The organism is Rhizobium bangladeshense, from assembly GCF_017357245.1.
Lineage (GTDB): Bacteria > Pseudomonadota > Alphaproteobacteria > Rhizobiales > Rhizobiaceae > Rhizobium > Rhizobium bangladeshense.
In genome coordinates this window covers 1,012,842-1,028,748 of record NZ_CP071612.1, presented here as the reverse complement: position 1 = coordinate 1,028,748, position 15,907 = coordinate 1,012,842, and the positions used below count along the sequence as shown (strand labels likewise).

17 protein-coding genes are annotated in these 15,907 nt (G+C 63.6%); 8 read left to right on the top strand and 9 right to left on the bottom strand.

The features are described 5' to 3' along the window. Positions 1 to 1,211: 1,211 nt before the first annotated feature. The 5 genes from J2J98_RS04935 to J2J98_RS04915 all read right to left on the bottom strand — a co-directional run bounded on the left by J2J98_RS04935 (position 1,212) and on the right by J2J98_RS04915 (position 6,844). Positions 1,212 to 4,673 (bottom strand): chromosome segregation SMC family protein, encoded by a 3,462-nt coding sequence (locus J2J98_RS04935; protein WP_207602489.1) that lies wholly within the window; start codon positions 4,671 to 4,673, stop codon positions 1,212 to 1,214. A 108-nt stretch (positions 4,674 to 4,781) separates the two neighbouring features. Then, complete coding sequence (locus J2J98_RS04930) at positions 4,782 to 5,552, bottom strand: DsbA family protein (protein WP_375337103.1); 771 nt, start codon at positions 5,550 to 5,552, stop codon at positions 4,782 to 4,784. 155 nt (positions 5,553 to 5,707) lie between these two features. Continuing rightward, complete coding sequence (locus J2J98_RS04925) at positions 5,708 to 6,010, bottom strand: type II toxin-antitoxin system RelE/ParE family toxin (RefSeq protein WP_207602487.1); 303 nt, start codon at positions 6,008 to 6,010, stop codon at positions 5,708 to 5,710. Further along, positions 6,000 to 6,275, bottom strand: coding sequence for a type II toxin-antitoxin system ParD family antitoxin (locus J2J98_RS04920; RefSeq protein WP_064706399.1), 276 nt, complete (start codon positions 6,273 to 6,275; stop codon positions 6,000 to 6,002). The genes J2J98_RS04925 and J2J98_RS04920 overlap by 11 nt, the downstream gene beginning before the upstream one ends. A gap of 77 nt (positions 6,276 to 6,352) precedes the next feature. Next, a complete protein-coding gene (locus J2J98_RS04915; RefSeq protein WP_207602486.1) occupies positions 6,353 to 6,844 on the bottom strand; it encodes a DUF721 domain-containing protein in 492 nt (163 codons plus the stop codon). A gap of 97 nt (positions 6,845 to 6,941) precedes the next feature. Between J2J98_RS04915 and mutY the strand changes: the two genes are divergently transcribed. The 3 genes from mutY to J2J98_RS04900 are packed head-to-tail and all read left to right on the top strand — an operon-like array spanning position 6,942 to position 9,021. Continuing rightward, entirely contained in the window at positions 6,942 to 8,033 is a 1,092-nt protein-coding gene (mutY, locus tag J2J98_RS04910) for an A/G-specific adenine glycosylase (RefSeq protein ID WP_207602485.1), read from the top strand. A 2-nt stretch (positions 8,034 to 8,035) separates the two neighbouring features. Then, positions 8,036 to 8,650 carry an HAD family hydrolase gene (locus J2J98_RS04905; RefSeq protein WP_207602484.1) on the top strand — a complete coding sequence of 205 codons (615 nt, stop codon included), beginning with the start codon at positions 8,036 to 8,038 and terminating at the stop codon, positions 8,648 to 8,650. A gap of 5 nt (positions 8,651 to 8,655) precedes the next feature. Then, positions 8,656 to 9,021: a nuclear transport factor 2 family protein gene (locus J2J98_RS04900; RefSeq protein WP_207602483.1), complete on the top strand. Its 366-nt coding sequence runs from the start codon at positions 8,656 to 8,658 to the stop codon at positions 9,019 to 9,021. Between the two features lie 222 nt (positions 9,022 to 9,243). Here the strand turns inward: J2J98_RS04900 and J2J98_RS04895 are convergent, their stop codons facing one another. From J2J98_RS04895 to J2J98_RS04885, 3 genes are all read right to left on the bottom strand, one after another. After that, positions 9,244 to 10,374, bottom strand: coding sequence for a site-specific DNA-methyltransferase (locus J2J98_RS04895; RefSeq protein ID WP_064706395.1), 1,131 nt, complete (start codon positions 10,372 to 10,374; stop codon positions 9,244 to 9,246). Positions 10,375 to 10,494: 120 nt separating this feature from the next. Then, positions 10,495 to 10,845, bottom strand: coding sequence for an antibiotic biosynthesis monooxygenase family protein (locus tag J2J98_RS04890; protein ID WP_064710934.1), 351 nt, complete (start codon positions 10,843 to 10,845; stop codon positions 10,495 to 10,497). Continuing rightward, positions 10,842 to 11,171, bottom strand: coding sequence for an NIPSNAP family protein (locus J2J98_RS04885; protein ID WP_207602482.1), 330 nt, complete (start codon positions 11,169 to 11,171; stop codon positions 10,842 to 10,844). Before J2J98_RS04885 ends, J2J98_RS04890 begins: the two co-directional genes overlap by 4 nt. A 69-nt stretch (positions 11,172 to 11,240) precedes the next feature. On the opposite strand from J2J98_RS04885, the gene J2J98_RS04880 reads away from it, so the two are divergent. The 5 genes from J2J98_RS04880 (at position 11,241) to J2J98_RS04860 (ending at position 14,330) form a co-directional block, all read left to right on the top strand. Next, positions 11,241 to 11,927, top strand: coding sequence for an ArsR/SmtB family transcription factor (locus tag J2J98_RS04880; RefSeq protein WP_207602481.1), 687 nt, complete (start codon positions 11,241 to 11,243; stop codon positions 11,925 to 11,927). A gap of 205 nt (positions 11,928 to 12,132) precedes the next feature. Then, positions 12,133 to 12,603, top strand: coding sequence for a hypothetical protein (locus J2J98_RS04875; RefSeq protein WP_064706391.1), 471 nt, complete (start codon positions 12,133 to 12,135; stop codon positions 12,601 to 12,603). 51 nt (positions 12,604 to 12,654) lie between these two features. Continuing rightward, positions 12,655 to 12,999: a hypothetical protein gene (locus J2J98_RS04870; RefSeq protein WP_064710932.1), complete on the top strand. Its 345-nt coding sequence runs from the start codon at positions 12,655 to 12,657 to the stop codon at positions 12,997 to 12,999. Between the two features lie 9 nt (positions 13,000 to 13,008). Further along, a complete protein-coding gene (locus J2J98_RS04865; protein ID WP_064706389.1) occupies positions 13,009 to 13,452 on the top strand; it encodes a hypothetical protein in 444 nt (147 codons plus the stop codon). Positions 13,453 to 13,640: 188 nt separating this feature from the next. After that, positions 13,641 to 14,330: an HAD family hydrolase gene (locus tag J2J98_RS04860; RefSeq protein WP_207602480.1), complete on the top strand. Its 690-nt coding sequence runs from the start codon at positions 13,641 to 13,643 to the stop codon at positions 14,328 to 14,330. An 890-nt stretch (positions 14,331 to 15,220) separates the two neighbouring features. Here J2J98_RS04860 and J2J98_RS04855 read toward each other — a convergent pair. Continuing rightward, entirely contained in the window at positions 15,221 to 15,868 is a 648-nt protein-coding gene (locus J2J98_RS04855) for a hypothetical protein (protein WP_171049194.1), read from the bottom strand. Between the last annotated feature and the right edge of the window lie 39 nt (positions 15,869 to 15,907).

Here is a 15,907-nt window from a genome sequence, read left to right as displayed (position 1 = left end):
TCATTTCCGCAGGATGCGCACTCCTCGGCTCGAATGTGGTTACGACCTGGCTGACGGGGTCCCATACCTGCCGCGCGGCTTGCAACAGGTGCAATGCACCTCCACGGAAGGCATGTGAAATTCGATCAGTCTGGGTGCGGGTGCCATGGTGGCACACTCCGGCTCTGACCGGCCGCATTCGGTTTGGGACTTTCTCACACCGCCATGAGGTGCAAACTGATGGTCGAACCGTTCTTTGAGGAAGGTAAGTTTGACATAGAACTGCAAATAATTGAAAAATCGGGTGGTAAGCTACAATCAGCGGCATTCGTCTGGCGCTCACCCATAGCCGCCGTAAGATGCGTTGGTATATCCACAAGCAGGCGGTTGGTGCGTGACAGTAACTTTGGCCAATACGATGGCGCGCGGCATTGCGTCGGGAGCGGTTTTGATGCTGGCGGGATGCGGCTTGCCAGTCTATGAGACCGTCCAACCAGAGGCATCACTAACAGTGAGATCTGAGACGGGCACGCCGATCCAAGGGGCGCAGGTGAGGCTCAACATGCGCGCGATCCCCAGTGCCAACAGCGCGGTAGCCGTCGTGTTGACGGACACCGATGGGAGGGCCTCATTTCCTGAGGTGAAGGAGTGGCATACCAGATATCCGCTTATGATGCACGGAACGGTGGAATACCGATGGACCTGGTGCGTTTCAAAGGCAGGTTATCAGGACCACGATGAAAGATGGTCTGTACGAGAGTTTAAACCCTATGCGGTTGTGACCATGAAAGAAGGAAGCTCAAGTGGCTGCCCAGACACGACCTCACTGAAAGCTCGGGTCATTTTAACTCCGACCTAATCACCAGTCGGAGCGATGGAATCAGAGTTTGGCCTGTAAGGAAACCCTCAACCTGATTCCGCGTTCAACGGACGCGCTCTAGCGGGTGCCGCCTGGAGTCATCCCAGGCCTTGAGCCTGGTATCCACGGCCTGGCGCTGGCGGATGCGGCATGGATCCTCGGGTCAAGCCTTGGGGAAGACGGAGGGTCGGTGACAGCCGCAGCAAAACAGCGACGGATCGCCAAATACGAATTCGGCGGCGCCCAGTCTGTCCGTAGCCTCCTGCCGGTCGCGCCTCCGGTTACTTGCTAGCCTCCTACCGGTCCGCGCCTCCTGCCGGTCACTTCCCCATCTCCGTCATCCCAGGCCCTGGGATCCGGCAACCGCAAGACCTCAAGCAATCTCGCGCAGGCGTTCGGCCGTCTGCAGGTCGACGGAGACGAGGGTGGAGACGCCCTGCTCGGCCATGGTGACGCCGAAGAGGCGGTTCATGCGGGCCATGGTGATCGGATTGTGGGTGATGATGACGAAGCGGGTTTCGGTGGAGGCCGCCATTTCGTCCATCAGGTTGCAGTAGCGCTCGACATTGTGGTCGTCGAGCGGCGCGTCCACCTCGTCGAGCACGCAGATCGGCGCCGGATTGGTGAGGAAGACGGCAAAGATCAGCGCCATCGCCGTCAGCGCCTGTTCGCCGCCTGACAGCAGCGTCATGGTCTGCGGCTTCTTGCCCGGCGGCCGCGCCAGGATTTCGAGGCCGGCTTCCAGCGGATCGTCGGATTCGATCAGCTGCAGCTCGGCGGTGCCGCCGCCGAACAGATGGGTGAACAGCCGCTGGAACTGGCCGTTGACAACGTCGAAGGCGGCGACCAGGCGCTCACGGCCCTCGCGATTCAAACTCTGAATGGCGCCGCGCAGCTTGCGGATCGCGTCGATGACGTCGTCGCGCTCCTTGATCAGGGCTTCCAGCCTTTCGCTCAGCTCCTTCTGCTCCTCATCGGCGCGCAGGTTGACGGCCCCAAGCCGTTCGCGTTCCATCTTCAGCCGCTCCAGCTCGCGCTCGACCTCGCGCGGATCGGGAAGCGCCTGCATCGGCTGCAGCCCGGCTAGCGGCAGCGCTTCGTGCGGCTGCACTTTCAGCGCTTCACGGATGCGGCTTTCGCTTTCCTGCCGCCGCTCGCGGGCGGAGACGAGGCGCTCCTCGGCGCGGCCGCGGCGTTCGCGGTATTCGGCAAGCTCGGAAAGCGCGGTTGCCGCCTTGTGGTCGGCCTCGCGCTGGATGCGTTCGGCTTCGGCGAGCAGATCGCCGGCGTTGCGCCGTGTCTCCTCGGCCTTCTGCAATTCGCTGAGCAGAGCGCGTCGCTTGTCGTCGAATTCGTCGGGCGCCATTTCGAGTTCGGCCGCCTCTTCGCGCGCCTCCTCCTCGCGCTCGCGCAGCGTCGCGACATGATCCTCGCCGCTTGCCGCCCGCTGGCGCCAGGCCTCGCGCTCCTGGCCGATCGCGACGAGGCGGCGCTGGCGAGCGTCATTCTCCCTGGCAAGGCTTTCATGGCGGGCACGGGCCTCGGCAAGCGCGCCGCGATCAGTCGCCACTTCCGCCTGCTGAGAGCGCAGCCGCTCGTCGATCTCCGTCAGATCGGGCGCGTCTTCCAGCTCGATGCGGGCATTTTCTTCCTGGATGCCGATCTCCTCCAGCTGCGCGCCCAGTTGGCTGGCGGCTTCGCTGACGACGTCGCGGCGGCGGATGAGGTCGCCGGAGGCCCGCTCGGCCGCAGCCAGCGCCTCGCGCGCTTCGCCGAGATGACGCGCCGAGAGCCGGCTCATGTCGCGGGCTTCCGCAAGCCTGCGCTCCTCGATGCGGATGGCATCGGCGGCGGCGGCCTGCCGCTCCTCGGCTTCGGCAAGCACGTCGCGGGCAATTGCCGCTTCACTTTCGAGTTCGGCCAGGCGGTTCTTCTGGGCAAGGCGCAGTGCCGCAGCGCTCGGGGCATCGGCGCCGGTGACATGGCCGTCCCAGCGATAGACGGCGCCCTCCCTCGTCACCAGACGCTGGCCGGGCTTCAGCGCCGCCATCAGCGATCGCGCGTCGCCCTCGCCGACCAGGCCAATCTGGCGCAGGCGGCGGGTCAGTGCGGCGGGCGCGCTGATATGGGTGATGAGCGGCGTGACGCCTTCGGGCAGCGAGGGATCGCCGGCGCCGTCGCCATTGTCCGACCAGTGGGCCGGCGCCTCGGCATCGAGCGGCGATTCCAGATCGTCGCCGAGTGCCGCACCGAGCGCCGTCTCGAAGCCGCGATCGACCTTCAGCTCCTCGGCAACCGGCGGAAACCTGCCCGCCGCCGCACCGGCGGCGAGCATGCGGGAAATGGTGCGGGCTTCGGTTTCCAGCGCATTCAGGCCGCCGCGGGCCTGATCGACCGGGGCACGCGACAATGCCTCGGCCTGGCGGGCGGCAGCCAGCGCCTGTTCGACCGTCTGGACAGCGGCCTCGGCATCGGCAAGCGCGATTTCGCCAGCTTCGACGATCGCCCGTTTCTCCTCGGGATCGGCCAGGCCTGATATCTTCTCGCCGATGGCTGACAATTCCCCGTTCGCCTCTTCCATCTGACGCTCGAGGCGCATGCGGCGGTCGGCGAGTTCGCGGATGGCGCGCTCCAGCTGGTTGCGGCCGGCGGCCGCCTCGGCGCGCTCGGCCGTCAGCTGGGTGAAGACGCGTTCGCTGTCGGCGAGCTTTGCGGCGGCAGCCTCGAAAGCCTCGCGGGTTTCCTCGGCATGGCGGCCGGAATCGGCGAGGATTTCCGAAATCTCGGCCTCTTCGGCGTCGAGCTTGGCGAGGATGACGGCATTATCGGCCACCAGCCGCTCCTCGCGGCGGATGTCCTCGGCAAGCTGGGCAAGACGACGGGTGAGCTCGTCACGGCGGCGCAGGATGCGGCCGGCATCCTCCTCCAGCTGGCTCCTGGCGATCTGCAGACGCTGCAGGGCGGCGGCGGCGCGGGCCTCGCCCTCGCGCAGTTCCGGCAGCTTAAGGCTGGCGATGCCCTGCTGCTTGGCCGCCTCCATCTGCGCTTGCGCCTTTTCGGCGACGATGACGGTCGCCTGATTGAGGGCGCTGTCGGCCTCGGCCTCGGCCTCCTTGGCCTGCACCCAGCGGATATGCAGAAGCATCGCCTCGCGGGCGCGAATATCGGCCGACAGGGTCTTGAAGCGATTGGCCTGGCGGGCCTGGCGCTTCAGGCTTTCGATCTGGCTTTCGAGCTGCGAGGTGACGTCGTCGAGGCGCTCGAGATTGGTTTCGGCGGCGCGCAGGCGCAGCTCGGCCTCGTGGCGGCGCGAGTGCAGGCCCGAAATGCCGGCCGCCTCTTCCAACAGCTGGCGGCGGGCCTGCGGCTTTGCCTGGATCAGCTCGCCGATGCGGCCCTGGCCGACCATCGAGGGCGAGCGCGCACCGGTGGAAGCATCGGCAAACAGCAGCTGCACGTCCTTGGCGCGGCTTTCCTTGCCGTTGATGCGATAGAGCGAGCCCTGCTCGCGCTCGATGCGGCGGGTGACCTGGATTTCGTCGCTGTCGTTGAAGGCGGCAGGAGCGGTGCGCTCGCCATTGTCGAGATAGAGCGCCACCTCGGCGGTGTTGCGGGCCGGGCGGTTTCCCGAACCGGAAAAGATCACGTCGTCCATGCCGGAGGCGCGCATGTTCTTGTAGGAGTTCTCGCCCATCACCCAGCGCAGCGCCTCGACGAGGTTGGACTTGCCGCAGCCGTTCGGGCCGACGACGCCGGTCAGCCCCCGTTCGATGATGAATTCCGTCGGCTCGACGAAGGATTTGAAGCCGACGAGGCGCAGCTTGTTGAACTTCATGCGGAAGCTCCGCGGCGCGGGTCAGAGCCGACAGAGGATTCCCTACGCAGCGACAAAAAAACGGGCGCACGGCTTTCGCCGTCGCCCGTTGTGGTCGAACGATCCAATTCAGATGAGGCTGTCGATGAGCTTCGACATGGTGTCAACCGGCATGTCTCCAGAATAGCGCTTGCCATTGATGAGGAACGTTGGCGTGGCGTCGACGCCGAAATCCTTGGATCCCCTTTCCCGCGTGGCGTTCACTTCATCCAGAAGCTTCTGGTTCGTCAAGCATTTCGTGAAGCTATCCTCAGTAAATCCGGCAAGCTTCGACATCTGCAGCAGTGCCGCGCGGCCATCTTCGGCGGCAGCCCAGACCTGCTGCTGCTTGAAGAGCATTGAGACCATCGGGAAATACTGTTCCGGTGTGCTCAACTGCTCCGGATTGGAGGAACTGCAGCGGGCGAGCATGAAGGCGGCGGCCGCACGCGGATCGAAGGGGAATTCCCGGATGATGAACTGCACCTTGCCGGTATCGATGTACTTCTGCTTGATCGTGTCGAAGGTGGTGTTGTGGAAATGGGCGCAATGCGGGCAGGTCATCGACATATATTCGACGATCTTGACCGGAGCGTCGGCTTTACCAAGCGCCATCTCAGGCAGCGCGCCGGGTTTCAGCACCTCGGCCATGTCGACGTCGCCGTCGGCCTGCGGCATCTCGGTCGCCGAGGTGGCCGCCGTCTGCATGGTATCGACATTGGTGCCGTCGGCCGTGGTCTTGCCGGAAGACGACGCATCGGCAGCGTCCTTGCTGTCGTTGCAGGCGGCAAGCGCTGCGGCCGCTGCGGCGATGGCGATCCCGCCGAGGAGGCGGCGTTTCGTCAGTTGCATTTCGGACATCTGCATGGGTTCCCCATAAGTAATGAGAGTGACGGCATGACTGTGCGATATAACGGCTAGGGGCCGCTCACAAGGCACTGATCAGCAACTTCCTTCAAAGAATTGTGACCGTGATGGGACTAGGTGCCGACTTCGCGTCCGAAATACTGCGATTGTCAGTTTCGACGGAAGGCAGCAGGCGTATTCCGCCCGGCGTAGAACAGCCTCAGCACTTGTACCCGATTTTTGGTGATCCGGTAAGCAACGGTCACGCGCCGCTCGAAAACCAAAATGCGAACACCCGGAGCAAAGTCCTCGCGTGGCGATCCCCTTTCCGGCATGTCCTCCAACTGATGACAGAATTGCCTCAGCCGACGGATGAATTCGATAGCCGCCATAAGATTGTCGGCAGCAATGAATTCGTAATTTTCAAACAGATCCTTCTCCGCCCTGGGACGAAACGCGACTTTAAACGCCACCGCGCCTAGCCTTGACGCGTTCGGCATGTAGATGTTCGAGCCTCTCGAAAACCGTATCGGCATCGATATCCGAACCCGGATCGTCGATCGCCTCGCGAACTTTCTGGCGCATGATTTCGTCGATGGCACCTTCTTCCCGGTCGAGCGCGCGCAAAGCAGCGCGGATAACCTCGCTTGCCGAGCTATAGGCACCCGATTGCAGCCGCGCGTCCAGGCTTTTCTGCTGGCTGCCGAGTGTGACTGTAATGGGTTTACTGCTACGCATCCTGCTTCCTCTGTCAGAGGATTACAGTGTAATACACTTGTGGAGCACTTCAAGTGAAGTCTAGCATTTAGCGCAGTTCATCGTCCCCGCTTACCCATCACCGCCGTGCCCAGTCGCTCAATCGCCTGCCGCAGCTTGTCGCCCTCGATCCCCTCCATCATGCCTTTGAGCTTGCGGGCGGCCTCGCCCTTTAGCGGCGCGGGCGGGCGGGAGCGGCGCACGGCCTGGGAGACCGGCTTCTGGACGATGCGGATCTGGTGGACGGCGGCGAAGCCGAAGAAGCTGTTGATCCGCTGGATGAGTTCGCCCTGGGCATGGGTGAGGAAAAGCGCGCGCGCACCTTCACAGGCGATCGTCAGCACGCCGGGGCGGAAGCTGCCGTCGTCACCGCCGCCACGGGCCCAGGCGATCTTCTCCGGCCGGGTGCAATCGGCGAAATCCTCGCCGGCGATTTCGCTCCAGGAGCCGAGCAGCGCCGTATTGATGCCGGCACGGCGCGCCAGGACGGGATCGATCAGCCCGTTGGCCAATTCGGAAATCTGCTTCACATCTTTGCGTGGATAACTCATCGAAACCCTTCGGCGCCGCCGCCAATTCTCATAGTCGACTTGATCGAGCGCCATTGCTTCGCCAAGTATAGGGCCTTCCCCCCCATTGCGGCAAATCATGACGACCACGACACTCGACACGCCCTCGGCAAAGCCCCTCCTCGACTGGTACGACCGCCACCATCGCGATCTGCCCTGGCGCGTGTCACCCGGCATGGCGGCGCGTGGCGTGCACGCCGACCCCTATCGCGTCTGGCTGTCCGAGGTGATGCTGCAGCAGACGACGGTGCAGGCGGTCAAACCCTATTTCGAAAAATTCCTTCAGCGCTGGCCTGAAGTCACTGATCTTGCTGCGGCCGAAAACGACGAGGTGATGGCCGCCTGGGCGGGGCTCGGCTATTACGCCCGCGCCCGCAACCTGAAGAAATGCGCCGAGGCGGTGGCGAAGGAGCATGGCGGCATCTTTCCCGACACCGAGGAGGGTCTGAAATCGCTGCCCGGCATCGGCGATTATACGGCAGCCGCCGTCGCGGCCATCGCCTTCAATCGGCAGGCGGCGGTCATGGACGGCAATGTCGAGCGGGTGATCTCCCGGCTTTATGCGATCGAAGCGCCGCTTCCGGGCGCCAAACCGCTGATGAAGGAAAAGGTGGCGCTGATGACCCCGGCTGCGCGCCCCGGCGATTTCGCCCAGGCGATGATGGATCTTGGGGCGACGATCTGCACGCCGAAACGGCCGGCCTGTTCCCTCTGTCCGTTCCGCGGTACCTGTCAGGCTCTGAAGCTTACCGATCCCGAGCTTTTTCCGGTCAAGGCGGCGAAGAAGGAAAAGCCGGTGCGCCATGGCGCGGCCTTTATCGCGGTGACCGCCGAGGGCGAGATCCTGCTCAGGCGGCGTGGCGAAAGCGGCCTGCTCGGCGGCATGACCGAAGTGCCGACGACCGCCTGGACGTCCCGGCTCGACGGCGAAACATCAGTCACGGCCGCGCCCTTCGACGCGGCGTGGCAGGCTAGCGGCACCGTCACCCATGTCTTCACCCATTTCGAGCTGAGGCTGTCGATATGGCGGGCGGCGATCGCTCGCGCGCTCGACACCAATGACGGATGGTGGGAGCCGGTTACAAATCTTGAAGCGCAGGCCTTGCCGACCGTCATGAAAAAAGCGATCGCAGCGGCTATTCCTCTCGCGTTCAAAACATCCAGGGCATAAACATGACCACCGACATAAAGCATATCGTTTTCGACATCGGCAAAGTCCTTATTCATTACGATCCGCATCTTCCCTTCGCCCGCCTTATTCCCGACGAGGCCGAGCGCAACTGGTTCTTCGCCAATATCTGCACCCATGACTGGAACGTCGAGCAGGACCGCGGGCGCACCTGGGCGGATGCCGAAGCGCTGCTGATCGAAGCGCATCCGACGCGCGAGGAGCATATCCGCGCCTTCCGTAAATACTGGCACGAGATGGTGCCGCACGCCTATGAGGACAGTGTGGCGGTCATGGAGGGACTGATCGAGGAGGGCCGCGACGTGACGATGCTCACCAACTTCGCCTCCGACACTTTCCGCGAGGCGCAGCAGCGCTTCCCCTTCCTCAACCTGCCGCGCGGCGTCACCGTTTCCGGCGATGTCGGCCTGATCAAGCCCGATCCCGAGATCTACGAGACGCACACGAAAAGCTTCGGCCTCGATCCCGCCGCAACGATCTTCATCGACGACGCACCGGCCAATGTCGAGGGCGCAAAGGCATTCGGCTGGAATGCGGTGCTGTTTTCCGGCACGGACAAGCTGCGCAGCGATCTCGCCGCTTACGGATTGAAGGTCTGAGACCCATGGCTTTCGACCCGGTTGAGGAAATCGAGCGCTTTCACGCGGCGATCAACGCGTTGGATTTTCCCGCGATCGAGGGCTATTTCGCCGACGAGGCGACCTATGTCTCGAACGGCGTCGGCAGCCTTGCCGGACGGAGCGAGATCATGGCCGCCTTCCGGCGTTATTTCGACGATTACCCCGATCAGACGGCGGAAAATTCGCTGGTGGAGCGGCTGACGCCGCTGTCCGGCCGCGCCGTCTGGTCGCTCAGCGCCACCCACAGCCGGACCGGCAAGCCGCTGGTGCGCGAGGGCGAGGAGACGATCACCTTCAATGAAAACGGCCGCATCACCCGCGTCGAAGTCACCGACTACAAGTCGTTTTGACCGGTGATGCTCAAATAGAAGACGCCCGAGGCTCGAACCCCGGGCGCCTTGGCCTTCTTCCGCAACTGGAGGAAACCGGAAGAAGGTATTTCGATCCCCAGAGCATGATGCCGAAAAGTGTAAGCGGTTTTCGGACGACATCATGCTCTATTTTTCTGACTTAGATCCGGATTCAGATTTTAGGCCAATCTGGCCTAAAATCATCCGGATCTATGGTGCTGCTCAGTCCACCTTTGCCAGATCACTGCGGATGACGGACCTGAGCTCGTCGATCGGGCGCAGGGATTGCCCGTCTTCGAAATGCCAGAAGGTCCATCCGTTGCATGCATCGAGACCCTGCACCTTGGCGCCGAGACGATGAATGGAGCCGGCCTCGCCGCCTGAGGCGACCGTGCCGTCGGCGCGCACGATGGCGCTATAGCGGCGCTTGGCATCGGTCAGCACCTGGCCGGGCTTGATCAGGCCGCTTTCCACAAGCACGTTGAAGGCGACGCGGACTTCGGCCTTCTTGCCGGTCATAACGGTCAGTTCCGCCTTGCCCAGCGGCTCGACGGCGGCGATACGGGCTGCGGCCGCATCGATATAATCCTGCTCGCGCTCGATGCCGACGAAGTGGCGGCCGAGGCGCTTGGCCACCGCACCCGTCGTACCCGAGCCGAAGAAGGGATCGAGCACGATATCGCCGGGCTTGGTCGAGGCCATGATGACACGGGCGAGCAGCGCTTCCGGCTTCTGGGTCGGATGCACCTTCTTGCCGTCCTCGCCCTTCAGCCGCTCGTTGCCGTTGCAGATCGGGAAGAGCCAGTCGGAGCGCATCTGCACATCGTCATTGGCCGCCTTCATCGCATCGTAGTTGAAGGTATAACCCTTGGCCTTGGCGTTGGGGCTCGCCCAGATCATCGTCTCATGGGCGTTCTGGAAGCGGCGGCCCTTGAAATTCGGCATCGGGTTGGTCTTGCGCCAGATGATGTCGTTGAGGATCCAGAAATTCAGATCCTGCAGCGTGGCGCCGACGCGGAAGATATTGTGGTAGGAACCGATCACCCAGATCGAGCCGGTCGGCTTCAGGACGCGTCGGCAGGCGAGCAGCCAGGCGCGGGTGAAGGCGTCATAGGCTTCGAAGGAGGCGAACTGATCCCATTCGTCATCGACGGCATCGACCAGCGACTGGTCGGGACGATGGAGCGTTCCGCCGAGCTGGAGATTATACGGCGGGTCGGCGAAGATCACGTCGACGGAGTGGTTGGGCAGGGCTTCAAGGGCGCTCACGCAGTCGCCCTTGATGATCGTGTCAACCCAGGAGTCCGCCTTGACGGAAGCCTTGAGGTCGGCAAGCGGAAAAACTGACGCCATTCTGATACTCACTCATACGCTTTACGCTTAACTCTCCGTTATGGTTACCCAACTTAGTTACCAAAGCCTGAAGCGCTGGCCGATTTCGGGAATTTATTGTGGCAGACACCCCTTCCCTCATCATGCTGCGTCATGAACCCTGCGGCTGTCGGCCGGCGCCTCGTCGCGTTCGAACATGCCGTAATCGCGCACGACACTGGCGATACGCAGCCGGTAATCGGCGAAGACGCCGCCGCGGCCGGCCTGCTGGGCGGCCCGATGGCTCTCGCGGTTGCGCCATTCCTTGACCGCCGCCTCGTCGCGGAAGAAGGACAATGACAGCAGCTTGCCGCGGTTGGTCAGGCTTTCGAAACGCTCGATCGAGATGAAACCATCGATCGTTTCGAGCTCGGCGCGCAATTCGCCGGCGAGATCGAGATATTTGTGGCGTTCGCCCATATAAGGCACGACTTCGAAGATGACGGCGATCATGGCAGCACCAGCTTGGCGTGGGGAGCGGAGACGTTTTTCAGGAAGATGCGATCCTCCTTCAGGATGAAGCGTTCGCGACGGGCGAATTCGTAATTCTCGCGGCCGAGCGGATCGGCGGCCAGCCTGGCGCGATAGGATTCGTAGGCGGCGAGGCTTTCGATGTTATAGACGCCGCAGGCCGTCGTCGCCGAGCCCTCATGCGGGGCGAAATAGCCGATCAGGTCGGCGCCATTGCTCGGGATCGCCTGGCCCCAGTTGCGGGCATATTCGGCAAACGCCTCCTTCTTGAAGGGGTCGATCTGATAACGGATGAAGCAGGTGATCATCGGGTTCTCCTTTGTGCTTCCCGGTTTTCGCACATTGCCGGACGGCGATGCTTCGGTTACGATCGAAGTATGAAGGAAGGACCAGACATAGCCCAGATCGGCGCGCTGATCGGCGATCCGGCGCGGGCCAACATGCTGGCGGCGCTGACCGGCGGCCGGGCGCTGACGGCGACCGAGCTTGCCGGCGTCGGCGGCATTACGCTGCAGACGGCCAGCACGCATCTGGCCAAGCTCGAAGCCGGCGGGCTGCTGGCCCAGCGCAAGCAGGGGCGCCACCGCTATTTCACGCTGGCCGACGAGGCGGTCGCCCGGCTGATCGAAAGCATGATGGGTTTTGCCGCCGGACGCGGGCATCTGCGTCACCGGCCCGGTCCGAAGGAACCGGCGCTGCGCAAGGCGCGCATCTGCTACGATCATCTGGCCGGCGATTACGGCGTGCGCATGCTCGACAGCCTGATTGCCTCAGGCGCGATCGAGGCGGTTGGAGAGGGTCTGGCACTGACGGAAAAAGGCGAGAGCGATCTCGCCCGCATCGGCATCGACGTCGGCAATCTCAGATCCTCACGCCGCCCGCTCTGCCGCTCCTGCCTCGATTGGAGCGAAAGACGCGCCCACCTTGCGGGCAGCCTCGGGAAGGCGCTGCTTGCAAACTTCCTCGACAAGGGCTGGGCGCGGCGCACTGCCGAGAGCCGCTCCATCCTCTTCTCGCCGGAAGGCGACCGGCAGTTTCTGAGGCTGTTTCCGGTCGCGATGTAGTTTGTCGCCTTTCTGTGGCGACGCGCTCCCTCCGCCCGCCCCCGTCCTTCGAGGCTCCGGTTCTCCCGCGAATCCGCCCAAGGTCCGACACCAGTCCGACTGAGGTCCGACCACAGGAACAGCCGGGTAAAACGGTCGTTTGTCCAACAGTCGTCCATCCACTGCGGATGCGGCGGCAACTGACAAACAATCGGAGGAATACCCTATGATGAAGGTAACACACCTGGCATTGGCCGCGGCCCTTCTGGCCGGCACGGCGGCGTCCGGCTTCGCCCAGTCTTCGAGCACGACCGGCACCGGCGGTTCGACGGCAGGCGGCGGAACTGCGAGCAGCACGGTCGGTACTGGTGGCAGCTCTGCCGGCGGCACCTGCCCTGACGGTACGACCACCTGCAATTCAGGCACGTCCTCGACGACCGCCACCGGCGGCTCGTCGGCTGGCGGCGGCACCTCCAGCAGCACGGTCGGCACCGGCGGCTCGGCCGCGGGTTCGGGTGATGCCAATTCGGCCTCGAGCGTCGGCACCGGGGCTTCGTCTGCGGACGGAGACAAGACCGGCAGCACCGTCGGCACCGGCAGCAGCGCGGCAGGCACTTCGCAAGACAACCAGGGCAAGAAGGGCTGCGCGCCTGGCCAGGTCAAGAAGGACGCCCCCGGCACCGAGGATTGCAAATGATCCCAGGCCGGCGCCTCCAAGGCGCCGGCCAAACCCCTGGAGATAAAAACCATGACCCGGTTTTCCACAATCGCGCTGACCGCTTCGCTCGTACTGATTGGCGGCGGGACAATGGCCGAGGAGATCAAGCTTGACGATGGAACGACGTGCACCGTCGTCGAATCCCAGGCTGGCGACATGTCCACGACCGTGACCGCCGGCAACGGTCAGGTGTCCTCGTCGACCACGACCGGAGCAGGCTCAAGCGGCTCCACCTCGTCATCAGCCTCCGCCGGCTCCTCGGCAAGTTCGGGAAGCGTCGACAGCTATTCGACCGCAAGCGTCACGCGGCCGGACGGCACCGTCATCACCAAACGTTCCGATGGAACCTGTTCGGTGACGAAACCGAAGAAATAGGAGATGGCAATGAAACCTATCAACCTTATCGCAGCCGCTTCGATTGCGCTGCTCGCATCGAGCTCGGCCGTCCTTGCAGAGGAATGCAATGCGGCGGGAACCGTAGGAACGGCTGGAAGCGCTTCGGCCGGGGGCACATCCGCCAGCTCGGTCGGAACCGCGGGCGCCTGCCAGACCGACGGCGGCACGACATCCTCGATCGGATCGGGCGGCAGTGCGGCCACCACCGACGGCAAGGCGCAAAGCAAGACCCATGTCAACGACAATGGCGACAAGCTGAAGGCGCAGACCAAGGCGCAGGCGGTCGACCAGGGAACGTTCAGCAAGTCCCGCACCAAGACCAGCACCGACGGCAGCTCGCTCGACAGCACGACCCGTACAATGTCGCATGTTCCGGGCGAAAAGCCGGTGAAAAGCACCACCACTCAGAAGATCATTCTGCCGGAACAATAGTTGCCTGGGGCTCGCCGCCTTGAACCTCGACGAGCCCTGCCCCTCCAGCATCATCATCGGCAGCGAGTACGGAGCCGGTCGCCTGCCGCATCGCAGCCATGCTTCAGATCAGGTTGAGCTTTGCCCGGCCATCGTGTAAAGCCCCAGTATCCCCGGACAAGATCAGATTTCCAGCAAGGCGTGAACATATGGACGGCTTCGATCTCATCATCTTTGATTGCGACGGTGTTCTCGTCGATTCCGAAATTATCGCGGCCGAAGTCGAATCCGCGCTTCTGACGGAGGCCGGATACCCGATCGGCGTCGAGGAGATGGGCGAGCGTTTCGCCGGCATGACCTGGCACAATATCCTGCTGCAGGTCGAACGCGAGGCCAGCATCCCGCTTTCGGCCTCCCTGCTCGAAAAATCCGAGAAGCTGCTCGACACAAGGCTGGCGAACGACGTCAAGGCGATCCCGGGCGTCGAATTCGCCGTCTCCAGACTGCCGATGAAGCGCTGCATCTGCTCGAATTCGAGCACGAAGCGGCTCGACATGATGCTGGGCAAGGTCGGCCTGAAGCCGCTCTTTGCGCCCAACATCTTCTCCGCCAAGGATCTCGGCGCCGACCGCGTCAAACCGAAGCCGGATATCTTCCTCCACGGCGCAAGCCGCATGGGCGTCTCTCCCGACCAGACGGTCGTCGTCGAGGATTCCGTGCACGGCGTGCACGCCGCCCGCGCCGCCGGCATGCGCGTCATCGGCTTCACCGGCGCCTCGCACAGCTACCCCGCCCATGCCGATAAACTGACGGATGCCGGCGCCGAAACGGTGATCTCACGCATGAACGACCTGCCGGGCGTGGTTGCCGCGCTTGCGGCCTGGGAAGGCGTGCTCTAGGTCTATTGCGCGCCTGCTGAGCCCGATGGGTCTCGGCACCACCTCTCCTCCACGCCGACGGGCGTATGCCTCCCGGCACCGCCTCTCCTCCGTCATCCCAGGGCTTGACCCTGGGATCCATGCGGCTCGCGCTGCGTGAGGAGCGATGGAGTGCAGCTGCAGGAAAATTATTGAAGCCGAGTGCCGGGTCGTGGATCCCAGGGTCAAGCCCTGGGATGACGGAGTGTGTGGTTGGCTTTGTTGCCAAACGCACCGCCCAAGCAGCTTGTGAGATGTCGCTTTCGCCGAAGCTTGTGGGCGCCGGATCTGGCGTCGCTTCATCGCGGCCGCCGAGCCGATGCGTCTCGGCACCACCTCTCCTCCACGCCGACGGGCCTATGCCTCCCGGCACCGCTCTCCTCCGTCATCCCAGGGCTTGACCCTGGGATTCATGCGGCTGGCGCGCGTGAAGAGCGATGGCACCCGTAGGGACATTAGCGAAGCGGCGTGTGGGTCGTGGATCCCAGGGTCAGCCCTGGGATGACGGAGTGTGTGGTTGGCTTTGTTGCCAACACCGCCGAAGCAGCTTGTGAAACGTCGCTTTCGCCGAAGCTTGTGGGCGCCGGATCTGGCGTCGCTTCATCGCGGCCGCCGAGCAGATGCGTCTCGGAACACCTCTCCTCCACGCTGGCGGGCTTATGCATCCAGGCACCACCTCTCCTCCGTCATTCCAGGGCTTGCCCCTGGAATCCATGCGGCTGGCACGGCGTGAAGAGCGATGGCACCCGTAGGGACATTAGAGAAGCGGCGTGTGGGTCGTGGATCCCGGGGTCAAGCCCTGGGATGACGGAGTTTGGGATTTTCTTTGTTGCCAAACGCACTGCCGTCAGCATGACGCAGGAGGGAATAGGTTAGCTACTCTTCTTGCTCTTGGCCGGCTGGGTATCGAAGCCGATGTTGACGCGCACCAGGGCGCCGGCGCCGACCGGCATCTTGATGCCTTCCTTGCGGAAGATGACCTGCGTGCCCGGCGTGCCCGGCGGGATTTCGGTCGGGAACTTGGTGACCTCGGAGTAAAGCACATTCTCGCCGTCGACGACGCTGACGCGGATCGGCAGCGTCACCGGGCCGGGAGCGCCGGCCGGGCCGGTGATCAGGCGCAGCTGGGCGACGACAGTCATCGTCAGGTTCGTGTCGTTCAGCATGCACTGGCGGGTGTAATCGCCGAAGGAGGCCTGGACGACGATCTGCTGCGGATCGTCCTTCTTGCCCTTGGCGTAAGTGCGGAAGATCGCATCCTGGTCACGCATGAAGATCTGCGGGCAGGCGCCCTGGACGACCGGGGCGGTCGTGCCCTGCGCGGTCGTGGCCGTGCCGATCGACGGATTGTTGGACGAGGGGTTGGCGGGTGCGAGCGGCATGATCTGGGCGTTGCCGTTCGGCTGGGCGGGCGCAGCCTCCGGTTTGCTGTCGCCGCCTATGCCGAGCGAATTGCAGCCGGCGAGCAGGGCGACAAGAGAAGCGGAGACGATGAGACGCGAGACCTTGCCGAGCACGATATTCCACCCCTTGCACAAGCGTTTCTTGGAGGCCCCATG